The organism is Enterobacter sp. CP102 (assembly GCF_025152625.1).
Lineage (GTDB): Bacteria > Pseudomonadota > Gammaproteobacteria > Enterobacterales > Enterobacteriaceae > Enterobacter > Enterobacter soli.
In genome coordinates, this window is sequence record NZ_CP104014.1 from 893,810 (window position 1) to 911,466 (window position 17,657).

Annotated in this window: 14 protein-coding genes and 1 tRNA gene; 10 read left to right on the top strand and 5 right to left on the bottom strand. The window is 53.6% G+C overall.

The window, feature by feature from the left end:
* The first annotated feature begins 27 nt into the window (after nucleotides 1–27).
* Both N1249_RS04195 and N1249_RS04200 read left to right on the top strand, forming a co-directional pair.
* Nucleotides 28–828 carry an endonuclease/exonuclease/phosphatase family protein gene (locus tag N1249_RS04195; protein WP_014068998.1) on the top strand — a complete coding sequence of 267 codons (801 nt, stop codon included), beginning with the start codon at nucleotides 28–30 and terminating at the stop codon, nucleotides 826–828.
* Nucleotides 829–906: 78 nt separating this feature from the next.
* Nucleotides 907–1,677 (top strand): class I SAM-dependent methyltransferase, encoded by a 771-nt coding sequence (locus N1249_RS04200; protein WP_259834817.1) that lies wholly within the window; start codon nucleotides 907–909, stop codon nucleotides 1,675–1,677.
* A 54-nt stretch (nucleotides 1,678–1,731) separates the two neighbouring features.
* On the opposite strand, the gene mltD is transcribed toward N1249_RS04200, so the two are convergent.
* Together mltD and gloB are read right to left on the bottom strand one after the other, a co-directional pair.
* Entirely contained in the window at nucleotides 1,732–3,096 is a 1,365-nt protein-coding gene (gene mltD, locus N1249_RS04205; RefSeq protein WP_259834818.1) for a murein transglycosylase D, read from the bottom strand.
* A 68-nt stretch (nucleotides 3,097–3,164) separates the two neighbouring features.
* The gene (gloB, locus tag N1249_RS04210; RefSeq protein WP_259834819.1) at nucleotides 3,165–3,923 is read right to left on the bottom strand and encodes a hydroxyacylglutathione hydrolase; all 759 of its coding nucleotides are present in this window, start codon (nucleotides 3,921–3,923) and stop codon (nucleotides 3,165–3,167) included.
* A 32-nt stretch (nucleotides 3,924–3,955) separates the two neighbouring features.
* Here gloB and N1249_RS04215 point away from each other — a divergent pair, with 32 nt between their 5' ends.
* Nucleotides 3,956–4,672, top strand: coding sequence for a class I SAM-dependent methyltransferase (locus tag N1249_RS04215; protein WP_259834820.1), 717 nt, complete (start codon nucleotides 3,956–3,958; stop codon nucleotides 4,670–4,672).
* Here N1249_RS04215 and rnhA read toward each other — a convergent pair whose 3' ends face one another.
* Nucleotides 4,673–5,140, bottom strand: a complete 468-nt coding sequence (rnhA, locus tag N1249_RS04220; RefSeq protein WP_014069003.1) for a ribonuclease HI — start codon at nucleotides 5,138–5,140, stop codon at nucleotides 4,673–4,675.
* A gap of 64 nt (nucleotides 5,141–5,204) precedes the next feature.
* On the opposite strand from rnhA, the gene dnaQ reads away from it, so the two are divergent.
* From dnaQ to N1249_RS04245, 5 genes are all read left to right on the top strand, one after another.
* A complete protein-coding gene (gene dnaQ / locus N1249_RS04225; protein ID WP_259834821.1) occupies nucleotides 5,205–5,936 on the top strand; it encodes a DNA polymerase III subunit epsilon in 732 nt (243 codons plus the stop codon).
* A gap of 131 nt (nucleotides 5,937–6,067) precedes the next feature.
* Nucleotides 6,068–6,144: transfer RNA gene (locus tag N1249_RS04230), tRNA-Asp, on the top strand.
* Nucleotides 6,145–6,501: 357 nt separating this feature from the next.
* Nucleotides 6,502–9,714, top strand: a complete 3,213-nt coding sequence (locus N1249_RS04235; protein WP_259834823.1) for a molybdopterin cofactor-binding domain-containing protein — start codon at nucleotides 6,502–6,504, stop codon at nucleotides 9,712–9,714.
* Nucleotides 9,715–9,726: 12 nt separating this feature from the next.
* Nucleotides 9,727–10,185: a (2Fe-2S)-binding protein gene (locus N1249_RS04240; protein ID WP_259834826.1), complete on the top strand. Its 459-nt coding sequence runs from the start codon at nucleotides 9,727–9,729 to the stop codon at nucleotides 10,183–10,185.
* A 64-nt stretch (nucleotides 10,186–10,249) separates the two neighbouring features.
* A complete protein-coding gene (locus tag N1249_RS04245) occupies nucleotides 10,250–10,861 on the top strand; it encodes an NTP transferase domain-containing protein (protein WP_259834828.1) in 612 nt (203 codons plus the stop codon).
* 64 nt (nucleotides 10,862–10,925) lie between these two features.
* On the opposite strand, the gene fdhF is transcribed toward N1249_RS04245, so the two are convergent.
* Both fdhF and N1249_RS04255 read right to left on the bottom strand, forming a co-directional pair.
* Nucleotides 10,926–13,073, bottom strand: a complete 2,148-nt coding sequence (gene fdhF, locus N1249_RS04250; protein ID WP_259834830.1) for a formate dehydrogenase subunit alpha — start codon at nucleotides 13,071–13,073, stop codon at nucleotides 10,926–10,928.
* Between the two features lie 140 nt (nucleotides 13,074–13,213).
* Entirely contained in the window at nucleotides 13,214–14,689 is a 1,476-nt protein-coding gene (locus N1249_RS04255) for a nucleobase:cation symporter-2 family protein (protein WP_259834832.1), read from the bottom strand.
* A 510-nt stretch (nucleotides 14,690–15,199) separates the two neighbouring features.
* On the opposite strand from N1249_RS04255, the gene ygfT reads away from it, so the two are divergent.
* Together ygfT and N1249_RS04265 are read left to right on the top strand one after the other, a co-directional pair.
* Nucleotides 15,200–17,140: a formate-dependent uric acid utilization protein YgfT gene (gene ygfT, locus N1249_RS04260; RefSeq protein ID WP_259834836.1), complete on the top strand. Its 1,941-nt coding sequence runs from the start codon at nucleotides 15,200–15,202 to the stop codon at nucleotides 17,138–17,140.
* Nucleotides 17,137–17,613: a 4Fe-4S dicluster domain-containing protein gene (locus N1249_RS04265; protein ID WP_259834838.1), complete on the top strand. Its 477-nt coding sequence runs from the start codon at nucleotides 17,137–17,139 to the stop codon at nucleotides 17,611–17,613. The genes ygfT and N1249_RS04265 overlap by 4 nt, the downstream gene beginning before the upstream one ends.
* The last annotated feature ends 44 nt before the right edge of the window (nucleotides 17,614–17,657 follow it).

Consider the following 17,657-nt stretch of genomic DNA (forward strand, 5'->3'; position numbering starts at 1 on the left):
TTCATGTTATAGAGGCCGTTTCCGAAAGTGCGAAAAAATACCTATGCCATGCGTTATGTTGCCGGATTACCTGCGGAGAGAATACTGCCTCCGGGGTCGTTCGCGAGCATCAGCCAGGCATTGCCCGCCGGTACACCATTAAGTAGCGATGAAAAAATACGCGTGCTGGTGTGGAATATCTTTAAGCAACAACGTGCTGAGTGGTTATCCGTCCTCAAAAATTTTGGTAAGGACGCTCATCTCGTTCTCCTGCAGGAAGCGCAAACGACGCCTGAGCTGGTCAGGTTTGCGACCACTAACTATCTTGCAGCCGATCAGGTACCTGCATTCGTGCTGCCGCAACACCCTTCTGGTGTCATGACACTTTCCGCGGCGCATCCTGTTTATTGTTGCCCACTTCGTGAGCGAGAACCTATTCTGCGGCTGGCAAAATCCGCGCTGGTTACCGTCTACCCCTTACCGGATAGCCGCTTGCTGATGGTCGTCAATATTCACGCTGTCAATTTCAGCCTGGGTGTGGATGTCTACAGCAAGCAGTTACTTCCGATTGGCGATCAGATTGCCCATCACAGCGGGCCTATCATTATGGCCGGGGATTTTAATGCCTGGAGCCGCCCGCGGATGAACGCCCTGTATCGCTTTGCGCGTGAGATGTCACTGCGCGAAGTGCGTTTTAACGATGACCAGCGCAAGAAAGCCTTTGGTCGTCCTCTCGATTTTGTCTTTTATCGCGGTTTGAGTGTTCACGATGCCTCTGTACTGGTGACACGCGCATCCGATCACAATCCTCTACTAGTTGAATTCAGTCCCGGCAAACCTGATAAATAATGGTGTGTCAGGTCTGCCGTGGGGCAGGCCTATGTGCAGGTGCTGCCCTTTATTTTTTATCAACCAAAGGACAGTAAGATGACAACACACTCCCATCATGACAACGTAGAAAAACAGTTTGGCTCCCAGGCAAGTGCTTATCTGAGCAGCGCCGTCCATGCGTCTGGTCGCGACCTGACGCGTCTGAGCGAGCGGCTGGCGGCATTCCCGCAGGCGCACGCACTGGATTTAGGGTGCGGAGCAGGGCACGCAAGCTTTGCTGCCGCAGAGCAGGTCGCTCAGGTGACAGCATATGATTTATCCAGCCAGATGCTCGAGGTTGTGGCTGAGGCCGCCAAAGCTAAAGGGCTGACAAACCTCATTACCCGTCAGGGGTACGCGGAATCCTTGCCGTTTGCCGATGCGACTTTTGAGGTTGTCATCAGTCGTTACTCCGCGCACCACTGGCACGATGTCGGGCAAGCGTTGCGGGAAGTTAAACGTGTGCTGAAGCCGGGTGGGATTTTCATCATCATGGATGTCATGTCGCCTGGCCATCCGGTACGGGATGTCTGGTTGCAAACGGTTGAAGCACTGCGCGACACATCGCATGTCCGCAATTATTCCAGTGGGGAGTGGTTGCAGATGACCGCAGAGGCTGGGTTAATTTCACGCTCATTGATAACCGACCGTTTGCCGCTTGAATTCAGCTCCTGGATTGCGCGGATGCGGACGCCAGAAGCATTAAGCCAGGCGATTCGTCTTTATCAGGAGAGCGCGTCTGCGGACGTGAAGGCGTACTTTGAGTTGCAGGAGGATGGATCGTTTACCAGCGATACCATCATGGCTGAAGTCCAAAAAGCGGGATAAATAAAAAAAGGCACCGGGGGGAATCGGTGCCTTTTTTATGTTCAGACCGTCTGATCAGGAGTCTGGCGTTGCGCTATTTTTTACAAACAGCGTCAGCTGATCGCCGGGTTGCAGATTGTCAGTATCGTTATTCCAGCGCATAACATCCTGGATGTTCACGCCGTGACGTTTTGCGATACTGGAAAGCGAATCACCCTTACGCACGCGATAGGTAATGCTATCGCTGTTTCTGGCAAGACGCTGCGCGCTGCTACCTGCGCCAACCGTCAGATTCTGACCCACTTTCAGACCAGAGCTACGCAGATTGTTCCACTGCTGTAGGTCTTTTGCGCTCACGCCAAGACGTGATGCAATACCTGAAAGCGTATCACCTGAACGAACCTTATAGCTGCGGCTGCTCACTGATGAGGTATCTGCAACAAGCGTAGACTGAACCGCTGCAATCTCACCAGAGGCTAACGACTCACGTAACTGCTCCGCGTGTTTTTGCGGAACCATCACATACTGAGGGCCACTGGCACCCAGCGTTGAGCCTTTAACGCCTGCATTAAAGGTTTTCAGTTTACTTACCGACATACCCGTCATATCGGCAACCTGTTGAATATCAACCGGGCTGCTGAGGCGAACACGCGCCAGTGCACGACTTTCGTCTGGTGTTGGCAGTTGTACACCGTAACGCTTGCTGTTCTTGAGAATATCGCTCAATGCCAGCATTTTCGGTACGTAAATTTTGGTTTCCTGTGGCAGTGAGAGCGACCAGAAATCGGTGGGTTTTCCACGCGCTTTATTCGCTTTCATTGCCTTCAGTACACGACCTTCACCACTATTGTACGCTGCGACTGTTAACAACCAGTCACCGTCGAACATCTTGTTCAGACGTTGCATCATGTCGAGAGCAGCAGTCGTGGAAGCGACTACATCACGACGCGCATCGTAGCTGCGGGTCTGTTTTAAACCATAATTGCGCCCTGTGCTCGGTATGATCTGCCAAATGCCTGCGGCATTGGCGCCAGACGTCGCGTGTGGGTCAAAAGCGCTCTCCACTATGGGTAGGAGTACCAGCTCCATAGGCATGTTACGTTTCTTAACTTGCCCGGCTATCCAGTACATATACGGCTCTGCCCGTAAAGTTACATCGTGGAGATAGCTCTTATTTCTCAAATACTTCTGTTTCTGTTCGCGAATCCGGGTGTTTTCCGGAATTCCCATCTTTAGCTCGTCGCCAATAGAGGCCCACAAGTCTTGATCCTGCGCGAATGATGTCCCATCGTCCATCCATCGCGCCTGACTTGTAAACTTCCCTGCTTCCCCTTGACCAGCTGCAGAAAGGCTCTGTGCGTGCTGTTGTACGTTGCTGCCGTTTTGCGACTGGCAACCTACAAGCAGGACAGAGGCGAGTAATATCGCTTTTGCCTTCATGTGTGTGTCAATAGTTGCTTAAAAGACGAGCGATGATAACGGCGAAATTTTCAAAAGGCAACCCAGAATTATCGGAAGTTATCTTTCTTTGACCTTAACCATGCAAAACAATCTTCTGGTTGTTGCAAATTTGTTTCTTGGTTAATTTTGTTAATTAAATCAATATCATCAGTTCTTAAAAATATATTTATTTCACGCTCATTTTTCAGAATTACGGGGAGTGTTTTTTGGTTTTTTGCACGTAACTCCTTCACTTTCTGGTAATAATCCTGAATAGCGCGATCGTCGGGTAAGATGCTGGCAGAAAACTTCATATTTCCTAATGTATACTCATGTGCGCAACATATGAGCGTATCGTCCGGTAGTGCGGCAATCTTCTGTAAAGATTGATACATTTGCGCTGGTGTACCTTCAAACAACCTTCCGCAGCCGCCAGAAAAGAGTGTGTCGCCGCAAAATAGATAAGGTTTGCTGTAGAAACAAATATGTCCTGAAGTGTGACCCGGTGTGGCAAAAACGGAAAAATCCCACCCGAGAATGAGGACATTTTCGCCTTCTTTGACTACGTGGGTGGTTCCCTTATCTTGTGTTTCTGCCGGTCCGTATACCACAAGATGCGGAAATTTTGCCCGTAATGCCGGAACACCGCCGACGTGATCGTTATGATGATGCGTCAGGAGAATGGCTTCCGGCTGCCAGCCATTTTCAGCAATGGCAGTTAAAACCGGCTCAGATTCACCGGGATCGACAATCACGCAACGGCGATCGTCATCAACTAAAACCCAGATGTAATTGTCCTGGAAGGCTGGAATACTGATAAGATTCATAAATTACCTCTTTTTACGTGGCGGGCGTTTTGATGAAACCGGCAAGGATACCTCAGACTGTCGCAGCACCGGAACGTTGGGCGGAATTGCCCTGGGGTGAATACTATCGCGAGGCGTTAGAACAACAGCTTAAACCCTGGCTTGCGAAAATGTATGGTTTTCACCTGCTTAAGATTGGCAATCTCAGTGCAGAAATCAACACCGAAGGCTGTGCTATCTCACATCAGGTTAATATCTCACTTGGCGGATCGCCTGTGCAGGTTAAAGCCGATCCGTTGCATTTACCTTTTGCGGAAAAATCCGTCGATGCTTGTCTGCTGGCGCATACCTTGCCCTGGTGCAGTGACCCGCATCGTTTGCTGCGTGAAGCCGACCGGGTACTGATCGATGACGGCTGGCTGATCCTCAGTGGTTTCAATCCACTCAGCCTGATGGGGTTACGTAAACTGGTGCCAGTGCTGCGCCGCACGCCGCCTTATAACAGCCGAATGTTTACGCAGATGCGCCAGCTGGACTGGCTTTCACTGCTGAACTTTGAAGTGCTCTGCTACGGTGGCTTTCAGGTTTTACCCTGGGCCAGGCAGGGCGGGGTGTTACTGAGCACTCATCTGCCAGCACTGGGCTGTATGCAGTTTATCGTGGCGCGTAAGCGGACGATTCCCCTCACGCTTAACCCAATGAAACAAAGTAAATCCAAAACCCAGATCCGTCAGACCGTTGGCGCAACGCGTCAGTACCGCAAACCCTGATCAGGATTCAGGCTGATACCCGACATCTTCCTGGGTTGGGTTTGACGCCGCCGCGCGGGCCAGCTCGTCACAGCGTTCGTTTTCCGGGTGTCCGGCATGGCCTTTTACCCATTCCCATTTAATTTCATGCTGCCCTAACGCGGCGTCCAGGCGCTTCCAGAGATCGACATTTTTAACCGGTTTTTTATCTGCCGTTTTCCAGCCGCGTTTTTTCCAGTTGAAGATCCACTGGGTAATACCCTGGCGCACGTACTGGCTGTCGGTGCTCAGCACCACGTCACAGTGCTCTTTTAACGCTTCCAGCGCCACGATGGCCGCCATCAGCTCCATGCGGTTGTTGGTGGTCAGGCGATAGCCTTCACTAAAGGTTTTTTCATGCTGACGGTAGCGCATGATGGCGCCGTAACCGCCAGGTCCTGGGTTACCGAGACAAGATCCATCGGTGAAAATTTCTACCTGTTTACGCATCTCTGGTAGACTTCCTGTATTTGAAACGTTCAGTTAAACGATAAGTCTGACATAAATGACCGACATGAGCACTGCAATTACTCGCCAGATTGTTCTTGATACCGAAACCACCGGTATGAACCAAATCGGCGCACACTACGAAGGGCACAAGATTATCGAAATCGGTGCTGTAGAAGTAGTGAACCGACGCCTTACGGGGAACAACTTCCACGTTTATCTGAAGCCGGACCGGCTGGTGGACCCGGAAGCGTTCGGCGTTCACGGTATAGCCGATGAGTTCTTGCTGGATAAGCCGACCTTTGCAGATGTTGCAGACGAATTTCTGGAATACATCAGAGGCGCTGAGCTGGTCATTCACAACGCATCGTTTGATATCGGCTTTATGGACTATGAGTTCAGCAAGCTCAATCGCGATATTCCGAAGACCAATACCTTCTGTAAGGTGACCGATAGCCTGGCGCTGGCAAGGAAGATGTTTCCCGGCAAGCGAAACAGCCTTGATGCGCTCTGTTCACGTTACGAAATAGACAACACCAAGCGTACGCTGCACGGCGCATTGCTCGATGCCCAGATTCTGGCGGATGTCTATCTGACCATGACCGGTGGCCAGACGTCGATGGCATTCAGTATAGAAAATGAAGGCCAACAAACTCTGGGTGACGCGGGTATTCAGCGGGTTGTGCGTCAGGCCAGTCGATTGCGGGTTGTTTTAGCCAGCGATGAAGAGCTGCTTAACCACGAATCCCGTCTTGATTTAGTGCAGAAGAAAGGCGGAAGTTGTATGTGGCGTGCATAGACAGTGCCTGAATGCCTGTAAAATCACCGCCTGGGCGATTTTTGCAGCAAACGATTCAAAACTTGAGAAAAAGCGTTGACGAGTTCAGAGGCAATCCGTAATATCCGCTTCGTTCCCTAAGCGGGAACAGTGGAGCGGTAGTTCAGTCGGTTAGAATACCTGCCTGTCACGCAGGGGGTCGCGGGTTCGAGTCCCGTCCGTTCCGCCACTATTCGAGGCCATGCTATTAATTAGCATGGCCTTTTTGTTTTTCTTCGAGTTACCACGCAGCCAGCATCAATGTAATATGTCCTGCTCCCCTTCTGAAAATAGCGTATTGACAGATACTCATCTTCATATACGGAAGATGCGTGTAGCATGATCATTGGGAACAGCGAATTATCATAGTGATACGCAGGTTCTCTTTTTGATAATCATCGGCGACATCGCCCGCGCTTTATTCTTTCCTTTGCCACTGTTTTTAGATATGCCTCACATAACTAAGTCCCAAATAACCCTTTTTTTACAGGTGGCATAGCTGTTGCTTTATTCAGTTATCTTTCTTTGTGAGTGGAGACTGAATAATATGGATACAATGCTGGTTGGCAGTGAAGTGCCCCGCGTAGATGGGCTCGCCAAGGTGACGGGTAGAGCGGTCTATGGCGATGACATTGTAATGAATAATATGCTGTATGGCGTATGCTGCTACGTTGATATCCCTGCCGGGCGTATCGATGCTCTCGATCTGACGGAAGCGGAAAACGTTCCCGGCGTGGTACGAATTGCTACCTGGAACGATATACCCGGCCAGCGCAAACTGGGGGCGATCGTTCCCGATCACCCCCCCATCATCGACAATGAAATAGCCTACCGCGGTGACGTAGTTGCGGTTGTGGCGGCGGAATCTTACGAGGCTGCCTGCATTGCGGTCGATAAAATTAAAATAACCTACACACCATGGGAACCGATTACCTCTCCGGAAGAGGCGATGAAGCCGGGTGCGCGCCTTATTCACAGCGAACTTGATAGCAATATCATTAACCGCCACCACACGGCGAAGGGCGATATAGACGCCGGTTTTGCCGCCTCCACGCATATTTTCGAACGTGAGTATGAGGTGGGCTTCCAGGAGCACGGATACATTGAGCCTGAATCCATTACTGCCTACCTGGATAACAATGAGCAGATCATGACCATTGAGGGGTCGATTCAGAACGCTCACCGCACTCGGGCGGTGATTGCCAAATACCTCGACCTGCCCCAGGCAAAAGTGAACATTAAGCGTTCAGTGCTTGGTGGCTCCTTTGGCGGTAAAGATGACATCATCGATAACGTCTCCTGCCGTGCGGCGCTGCTGGTGCACCTTACCGGCCGTCCGGTAAAGATTTCCTATAACCGTGAACAGTCCATGCGTGAGAGCTACAAGCGCCACCCATATAAGATGAAATATCGCATTGGTGTGGACGACGATGCACGTATTCAGGCGATCAAAATCGACATTATCGCCGATGGCGGTAGCTACTGTGGGCAGACGGTATTTGTCACCTGGCGTAGTTCCGTACAGGCAGCTGGGCCCTACAACATCCCTAATGTGCGCGTCGATCTGGTGGGCGTCTATACCAACAATAACTACACCTCGGCTTATCGCGGCTACGGCGCGCCGCAGGTCATATTCGCCAACGAGTCGCTGATGGATGACGTGGCTGGTGAACTGGGACTCTCACCTGTAGAGTTCCGCCTGCGTAACATTCTTAAGCAGGGCGATACCAGCATGGCCGGTCAGGTCTTCAGCGAGCACACCGTCTCCGCGCAGGAAGTGCTGGAGAAGACGCTACTTAAGGCAGAATACGCAGCTAAGCGGGAGCGCTATCAACAGCTTAATGCTAAAGGGGGGCCAATCCGCTACGGTATTGGCTTCGCACTGAGCCATCGCGGCTGTTCTCTCGGCGCCGAGGGGCTGGATGCTTCCTCCGCGCTTATTCAGGTGAATGCCGACGCCAGCGTCAACATCTCTACCTCGGTTTCCGAGAACGGGCAGGGACTGCAAACCACCATGTCGCTGCTGGCTGCTGAAGCCTTTGGTATTGCGCTCGATCGTGTGATGTTCAGCGAACCGGCCACCGCCATGATCGCCGACGGCGGCTCAACGGTGGCCTCTCGTGGCACCTTGATGGGCGGGCAGGCAATTCTTAGCGCGGCGAACAAAATTAAAAATCGCATGGCGGATGCTATCAAGGATGCGTTAAAAGCGCAGAGCATCGACGATATTGCCTGGCAAAATGGCAAGGTGTTCAACCGTCACAACCCCGAGCTGAGCCTCAGCTTCCAGCAGGTGTGCGATATGACCCGGGCTACCGGGGCAAATCTTTCTGCCTATGGCTGGCACGTCGCGCCAAATATTCACTGGGATGAAGAGAAAGGATGCGGCAGCCCGTATTTCACCTGGGTGTACGGTTGCCAGTTGGCCGATGTGGCGGTGGATATGCGTACCGGTAAAATCACCGTGAATAACGTCGTCGCCACCCACGACGTGGGGAAAGTCATCAACCCGGTCGGTTTTAGCGGCCAGGTCTACGGCGGCGTGTTACAGGGGATGATTGGCTACGGCATGCTGGAGGACTTCAATACCGAGCACGGGGTGGTGAAATCGGAAAACTTTGACACCTACCTGCTGCCAACCATCAAAGATATGCCGAACATCGATATTATCGCGGTTGAAAACTACGACAAAGCAGGGCCAATGGGGGCGAAAGTCATCGGTGAACCGGTACTGGAGCTGGGCGCTGCGGCGCTCAACAATGCGGTGAGTTTTGCCATCGGGCGGTCTAACCGGACTCTGCCGCTGACTCTGGAACAGGTTCGTCTCGGTTACAACCTCAAGAAGCCGGAGCGCCAGAGCGAACAGATGCTGGAGTCTGGCGATAAAAAACAGGTCCATCGCCTCAACACGCTTTCGCTGAGCATCCCGCAAACCCTGCAACAAGCCTTGACGCTGATGGCGGAGAAGGGCGCGATGCCCATTGCCGGCGGCACCGATGTACTGGTACAGGCGCGGATGCGGCCCAGCGAAGTACCGCTGGTCAACATTGCCGGACTATCAGAGCTGAAAGAGATCGTTGACGTTGAGGAGGGAACTTCTATTGGCTCCGGCGTCTGCTTTACCGACCTGGTCAAGCATCCGTTGATTCAGCAACGCTATCCACTACTGGTTACCGCCTGTAAAACCGTCGGCTCCCTACAGCTTCGTAACCGGGCCACTATCGGTGGCAACATCGTTAACGCCGCGCCGTGTGCGGACTCTATGCCGCCGCTGATTATTTATGATGCGGAAGTAGAGCTGCGCAGTGTTCGCGGGACGCGACGGATGCCGGTCAGCGAATTCGTCGTGGGCGGCTATTGTACGATTCTTGAGCCTGATGAGCTGGTCATCCGCTTTATCCTGCCGGCGCCGACACAACAACCGCTGATTAATCGCTATCTGCAGCTTGGCCGTCGCAATGCGTTGAACATTACCCGTCAGAGCTTAACTGGCCAGTTTAGAGTTGAGAATGGCGTGGTTCGCCTGTGCCGTCTTGTTGATGGCGCGCTAATGGCTAAACCGCAGCGGTTGCCTGAGGTTGAGCAGGCGATCGTTGGTAAGACCTTAGACGCAGCAACCATTGAATATGCGGCCGGGGTACTTCACGACAAAGTAGAAAAAACCATCGGGGGACGCTGGTCCGCACCTTATAAAATCCCCGTATTTATCGATATGTTCCGGCAGATGTTGCAGGAAGTCATGACAGAGCAGAAGAAATAAGGAACCATCAACATGAACCATATTGAGCTAAAAGTGAATGGCATCCGTATTGCCCGCGATGTGAAAGACAATGTCCGCCTGATCGATTTTCTGCGTGAGGAACTGAAGTTAACGGGGACCAAAGAGGGCTGTTCAGTGGGCGAGTGTGGAGCTTGCACCGTGATTATGGACGGAAAATCGGTCTGCTCCTGCCTGCTGCTGGCAGCCCAATGCAACGGGGCCGAGGTTACCACCGTCGAAGCGCTGCATCATGATCCGATAGGTAAAAAATTGCAGAACGCCTTCATTCGTCACGGTGGCGTTCAGTGCGGTTTCTGCACCCCCGGCGTATTGATGAGCGCGAAGGCGCTGCTGGATGCTAACCCATCCCCCAGCGACGATGAGCTGGAAGAGGCGCTGGAGGGAAATATCTGCCGCTGCACGGGATATCAGCCAATCATTACCTCGATTAAAGCGGTGCTGAAATCCTGAGTCCCGCAAACGCCACCGCACCTGCCGACGGTGGCGCTTTATCGGACTCAGTGGGAGTATGACTATGAGCAACAAAATGCGTAAAGAGTGCATTATGCTGGCCGCCGGACTCTCCAGCCGCATGGGGAAATGGAAAATGATGATGCCGTGGGGCGAGGGGACTATTCTCGATAGTGCGCTTGCCAGTGCCCTGACGTTCTGCGACCGCGTAGTGCTGGTAACGGGATTTCGCGGTGATGAACTGGCCGCCTGCTATCGGGATCATCCGGGCGTTGAGGTCGTCTTTAACCCGCAATACCAAAACGGCATGTTCTCTTCTATTCAGTGCGGAGTGGGGCATATCCACGCTTCGCGCTTCTTTCTGGCGCTGGGCGATATGCCGGAAGTTACGGAGGGCGTGTACCGCAGACTGTGGGCCAGCGCCGATACCGACACCGACACCTGTATTATTCCGGCCTACGAACGGGGTAAAGGTCATCCGGTTCTTCTGCCCGAGCGGGCGATTTCTCTGATTCGTCGTGCGCCGGAAGGCGCTACTCTGCGGGATGTTATCGGTCAGATGGCGGTGCGCGTTATTCCCGTGGCGAGTCAGGGAATTCACTGGGACGTTGACACGCCGCAGCAGTATCTTGAGGTCGCCCGCCGGTGCCGTAAGGCTCTGATTGCTGCCGGATAACGACGTCAGAGCCAGTCAGTAGATAACATATCGCCCCGGGAAATAGCCCCGCCGGGGCGATGTTTTACCCTGCGGCGCTTTCGCGCAAGAGGGTTTTCAGCTGGTGGTATTCATTAATCACGTACCGTTCAGCGGCGCGCTGATCGGCAATGCGCTCAACGTTAACGGCGCAGTACTTATACTCCGGAGTTTTGGTTATTGGGCTGAGATTCTCGGTGACCAGTTCGTTGCAGGCGCCTATCCACCACTGATAGGTCATATAGACTGCGCCGCAATTCGGTCTGTCGCTGACCTTCGCCCGGGTGATCACCTTACCTTTGCGTGAGTTGACCCAGACCAGTTCCTCATCGCCAATGCCGAGACGTTTTGCGTCGGTGGTATTCATTTGGATGTAGCCCGGTTCGTCCGCCAGTTTGGCCAGCGCCGCACAGTTGCCGGTCATTGAACGACAGGAGTAGTGGCCCACTTCACGTACGGTGGAAAGCACCAGCGGATACTCATCGCTGAGCTTGTCGACAGGCTCTTGCCAGTCGCAGGTGAAGAACTGCGCCAGTCCGTTCGGGGTGGAGAAACGTTCCGCGAACAGATACGAGGTGCCCTGATCTGCTTCTGATTCGTTGCGGCAGGGCCACTGGATATACCCCAGCTCACCCATTTTTTCATAGGTGGCTCCGTAGAAGTCCGGGCACAGATGACGCAACTCGTCCCAGATTTCCTGGGTGTTGTTGTAGTGCATCGGATACCCCATGCGGGTGGCGATTTCGCTGATAATCTGCCAGTCGGTTTTCAGATCCCACTTCGGCTCTACCGCTTTAAAGAAGCGCTGGAAGCCACGGTCTGCCGCCGTATAGACACCTTCATGCTCGCCCCATGACGTTGACGGTAAAATCACATCCGCCGCCGCCGCGGTTTTGGTCATAAAAATATCCTGAACGATAACCAGTTCCATCTCTTCGAACGCCTTACGTACGGCTGAAAGCTCGGCATCGGTCTGGAGCGGATCTTCGCCCATGATGTACGCCGCCCGCACTTCACCCTGCGCCGCACGGTGCGGTAGCTCGCTGATGCGGTAGCCGGGGTTCTCTGGCAGGCTTTCCACGCCCCAGGCCTTCGCGAACTTCGCGCGGTTCTCCGGGAATCTCACATACTGATAGCCTGGATAGGTGTCCGGTAATGCCCCCATATCGCAGGCTCCCTGAACGTTATTCTGGCCGCGTACCGGGTTCACGCCGACATGCGGTTTCCCCAGGTTGCCGGTCAGGATCGCCAGACTGGTGAGGGAGCGCACCGTTTCCACCCCTTGCCAGAACTGGGTCACCCCCATCCCCCAAAGAATGGTGGCGTTTCCGGCGGTCGCATACATCCGTGCGCACTGGCGAATTTGCCTGGCGCTGATGCCGGTTATGGCTTCCACGGACTCCGGGGTATAGCGTTCGACAATGCTCCGGTAGGTTTCGAAGCCTTCCGAACGACCAGCGATGAAGGATTTATCATAGATATCCTCTGCGATGATCACGTGTCCAATAGCATTCAGCAGCGCAATATTGGAGCCGTTTCTCAGGGCAAGATGCATATCAGCAATACGCGCAGTTTCAATTTTGCGCGGATCGCAGACGATGATTTTCGCTCCGCTGCGTTTGGCATTAAGAATATGATTCGCCACGATAGGGTGAGAATCCGCTGGGTTATAGCCAAATATAAACACCAGATCGGTGTTTTCTATCTCGTTGATCGCATTACTCATTGCGCCGTTGCCGACCGACTGGTGCAGACCTGCAACCGATGGGCCGTGTCAGACGCGAGCGCAGCAGTCGACGTTATTGGTACCAATAACGGCGCGCGCGAATTTTTGCATTACATAGTTAGTTTCATTACCGGTCCCGCGTGATGAGCCGGTGGTCTGAATCGCATCCGGGCCATACTTGGCTTTGATGGCGCTCAGGCGCGTGGCGACGTAATCCAGCGCTTCGCTCCAGGAAACGGACTCCAGCTTGCCGCCACGCTGGCGGCGGATCATTGGCGTTTTCAGGCGCGGGGTCAGGATCTGAGTATCATTAATAAAATCCCAGCCGTAGTAGCCTTTCAGACACAGCGTGCCCTGATTGTTTTTACCCATTGCGGCATCGGCGCGGGTAATTTTTCCTTCTTCTACAATGAGTTGCATCTTGCAGCCGGAGGCGCAATAGGGGCAGACGGTTGTTACTCTCTTCATAGCACTATTCCTGATGAAATCAGACTAGAACAACAGGGCAAAACTGAAACGGCCGTTTAGACCCAGCATAATCCCCTGCTGCACGACGGGTATCGCCAGCAGTAGCAGGGTTATCATTGCGAACAGGAGTCGTGTGAGCATTAATGTCCCTCCTGGGCTTCTTCTGGTTGCTTGCTATTTTGAACTTTGCGCAGCAGCAGCCACATTCTGACGGTTCTGACGGCCATGTTGCGTGCTGCCGAACTTGGCGGTGCCGGATCGGGGGTTGGTGTTTCGAGATTCACGCGGAAAGGAACGCTGCCGTTGAGGGTGAGGTTAGCGACGATAGCGGTCAGGGTACCAATGGTAATCCCGCTGTGCAGGAAAAGCTGGACCACTGGCGGGAACTGGGTGAACAGATTAGGCACCAGCACCGGCATCATGCCGAGGGCGAGTGTTAACGCCACCACCATACCGTTATTGTTGTTGCGGTAGTTGACCTGTCCCAGCGTTCGAATGCCGGATACGGCGACCATGCCGAACATCACAATACCTGCGCCGCCGAGGATCGGTTTTGGTATCAGCACCACCAGCGCTGCCATCCTTGAAAACACCCCCATCAGAATCAGAATGATACCGGAGACCGAAACGACAAAGCGGCTGCGTACCCCGGTCAAACCGATCAGACCAACGTTCTGAGCGAACGCGGCGTAGGGAAACAGATTGAAGAAGCCGCAAATCGTTGTCGCGATTCCGCAGGTGTTGAGGCCGTTGCGCAGCATCTTCGCGTCAACCGCTTTCCCGACAATATCCCCGGTTGCCATCATTGAGGACATGGTTTCCACCATAACGACTACCATAACCATCGACAGCAGGGCGATGGGGAGAATATGAAACTCAGGTTTGGCAAAGGGCATCAGGGTGGGCAGATGGAGCCAGGGCGTGACGTGAACCAGACCGAAATCGAGAGGTTTAAAGCAGCCCCAGAGTACTGTGCCGACGATAAGACCAATAAGCACTGACGTGTTTTTCACCACGCCGGAAGCAAAGGTGTAAATATTGAGAATAATCACCAGCGTAATCGCCGCCATCAGCAGCGAGAAGGGGGCTCCGAAGCCGCTCATTTCGCTGCTACCCCCGCCAATCCACCCACCGGCAACCGGCATAATTGACATGCCAATAAGCGTGACGATGCTACCCATTACCACTTTGGGAAAGAACCGGATCAGCTTGCTAATCCATGGGGCGCAACAGAGGATAAAAATACCGGAAACGATCACCGCCCCGGAAATGCCACCGATCCCGTACTCCTTACCGATCAGAACCATTGGAATCAACGCCGCAAAGGTACAGCCCTGGATAAGCGGCAACCGGCAGCCGAGCCATTTACCAATCCCCAGCGACTGCACGATGGTGGCTGTGCCGCAAATGAACAGGTCGGCACTAATGAGTAAAATAATGTGTTCCGGCGGGAGCCCTACCGCATTACCCACTACGAGCGGAACCGCGACGGCACCCGCGTACATCACCAGTACGTGCTGTAGGCCATAAAGAATCATTTGCGTAACGGGTAAGATCTCATCAACCGGTGCGGTCGAATTCCTGTTACTTGAGGCGGAATTGACGATATCTTTCATGAAGTTATTATCTCCTGTACGACTTCACTCCATATCAGCGTGAATAGAGTCGAAGTTACGATTCGAAGGCCGTTGCCTCCCTGAACTGATGCTTTCACCAGCGTGTTGCGCGCACAATGAGTGATATGCGTAAGATGTGCCAAAAATAAGTCTCTGGAGAATTGTTGGTTAATTATGTGAAAGAACTCACGAGAAAACGGGGGGATATCGACACGCTGACAAAGTATGGAGATAGAAAATGACATCAATAAATACGCGATATCACATTGAGATAGTGAGCGTCTCATTTTGGTATAATAATCGGCATGTTTAATTATCAACATGATTAAAACATCAAATGATGTGACTATTTGATACAAGACGATTTTTGATATTTTCGTGCAATTAAGTCTGCGTTGGGCCATTTTTTGAGTTGGCTCGCAAAAATGACTGCTATATTAATTTTTTTTTAAAAATCGCCTGATTATTGCATTGCTGCCCGATATGTCCTGAAATAAAAAAGGGAAGCAAATGAATAAATTTATTGTTGCCGATTCTGCCAACTGTATTGGCTGCCACGCCTGTGAAGTGGCCTGCGTCACCTCTCATCGCCAGGACAGTTGGCCTCAGCTGCGCAGAGACTTTCTTCCACGCATTCATGTGTACTTCAGCCGCAACGTCAGCAATGCGACAACCTGTCGACACTGTAACGACGCTCCCTGCGTCAGAGCTTGTCCGACTCAGGCACTGAGCTTTGCTAATGACAGCGTTGAGTTGAAAGAGGCGCGGTGTATTGGCTGCAAAAATTGCGTTCTCGCCTGTCCTTTTGGGGCGATTGAGATGGTGGCAAACGATGATGGGATGCCGCAACTGGCGCAGAAATGCGATCTTTGCAGCCAGCACTCTTCCGGCCAGCAGGCGTGCGTAGCCAGCTGTCCAACTCAGGCTCTGCGCCTGATGGATGAGTCGAGTATTAACCAACTGCGTACTGCGCGGCAGACTTGCTCCGCGCTGGAAAGGCCGCTAGACGGTGTTCGTGGGGCAAGACGTAACGCGATGCTGAGTAAACCACCGCGCGTCGGAGCGAAAAAAATTGCCGCCGATGCCCGCCAGCAGCATTTCGGTGAAATCTATCAGCCGCTAAGTGAGCGTGACGCTGAATATGAGAGTGAACGCTGCCTCTATTGCGCGCAGAAAGCCTGGTGCAACTGGACCTGTCCGCTGCATAACTCTATTCCTGATTTCATTCGCCTGGTGAATGAAGGCAAGATTATCGAGGCGGCTGAATTGTGCCATCAAAGCAGCTCCCTGCCGGAGATTTGCGGCCGGGTTTGTCCACAGGATCGTCTGTGCGAAGGGGCCTGCACCCTTAAGAACGAGGGCGGCCCGGTCGCCATTGGTAACCTTGAGCGTTATATCACCGATACCGCGCTGGCGATGGGCTGGCGGCCGACAGTCAGCGAAGTTGCGCCGCGCCAGGAACGGGTTGCGGTTATCGGCGCCGGGCCGGCCGGTCTTGGCTGCGCCGATATTCTCGTCCGCGCGGGCGTACATGTTGACGTTTTCGATCGCCATCCTGAGATCGGCGGCCTGCTGACGTTCGGCATTCCGCCGTTCAAACTGGATAAAAATGTGCTTGAGAGGCGGCGCGAGATTTTTAGCGCCATGGGCATCAACTTTCATCTCAATCAGGAAGTGGGTCGCGATGTGGCTTTTGATGATCTGCTGAAAAACTACGATGCCGTATTCCTCGGCGTCGGCACCTACGGTCTGATGGCCGCAGGTCTGGAGGGGGAGACGGCCCCTGGCGTCATTCAGGCTCTGCCGTTCCTGATAGCCAGTACCCGCGAGGTGATGGGACTGGAGGAGAGTACCGAGTATCCTTTAACCGACATCAAGGGCAAGCGCGTGGTGGTGCTCGGCGGAGGGGATACGGCGATGGACTGCTTGCGCACTGCTGTTCGCCGGGGGGCGGAGAGCGTGACCTGTGCCTACCGTCGCGATGAGCTGAGTATGCCCGGTTCGAAAAAAGAGGTGGTGAATGCGCGGGAAGAGGGGGTGAAATTTGAGTTCAACGTTCAGCCTCAGCGCATTCAGCTCAACCGTAAGGGACAGGTCAGCGCGGTGGAGATGATCCGCACGAAAATGGGCGAGCCGGGTCCGGATGGCCGCCGTCGGCCACAGCCAATTCCGGACTCAGGGTTTGAGCTGAAGGCCGATATCCTGATTATGGCGTTTGGCTTCCAGGCTCATGACATGCCCTGGCTGCGGGGCCACGGCATTAAGCTGGATCGCTGGGGACAGATTATGACCGGCGGTAAAGGTCGCGGAACGACGCAAACCAGCCACGATAAAATCTATGCCGGTGGCGATGCTGTTACCGGGGCGGACCTGGTCGTTACCGCCATGGTCACCGGGCGGCAGGCGGCCAGCGAAATGCTGGCTCAATTCAGGGCCAGGGAGGCGGTATGACGAGTTTTATTGTTGCCAGTCCGCACTCCTGCATTGGTTGCAGAACGTGTGAGGTGGCATGTGCTCTGGAGCATGTAACGCCGGGCGCGGAGTTTAATCCCCGCCTGAAGGTGATGCGTCTTGACGATATTAGCGTGCCGGTAATGTGTCATCAGTGTGAGAATGCTCCCTGCGTACGGGCTTGCCCGACCGGGGCGCTCAGCATGGGGGCACAGAGAGTTGACGCTGACGGTGAACGTTGTATCGGCTGCCAGAGCTGCGTCGTCACCTGTCCGTTTGGCGCGATCGCCATCCAGGTGAGTGCCGGTCTGACGCCGACAATAGTTAAATGCGACCTCTGCGACACCAGAGAAAACGGTCCCGCCTGCGTTGATGTCTGCCCGACGGCGGCGCTGAGTAAAATGACCGAAGAGCAGATCAGTGAGCTGCAAAAGCAGCGCAATATCGCCACCGCCGCGCTGCTGTCGCTGTAAACGTTGCGCCCGGTGGCGGCTAACGCCTTACCGGGCCTACGGGA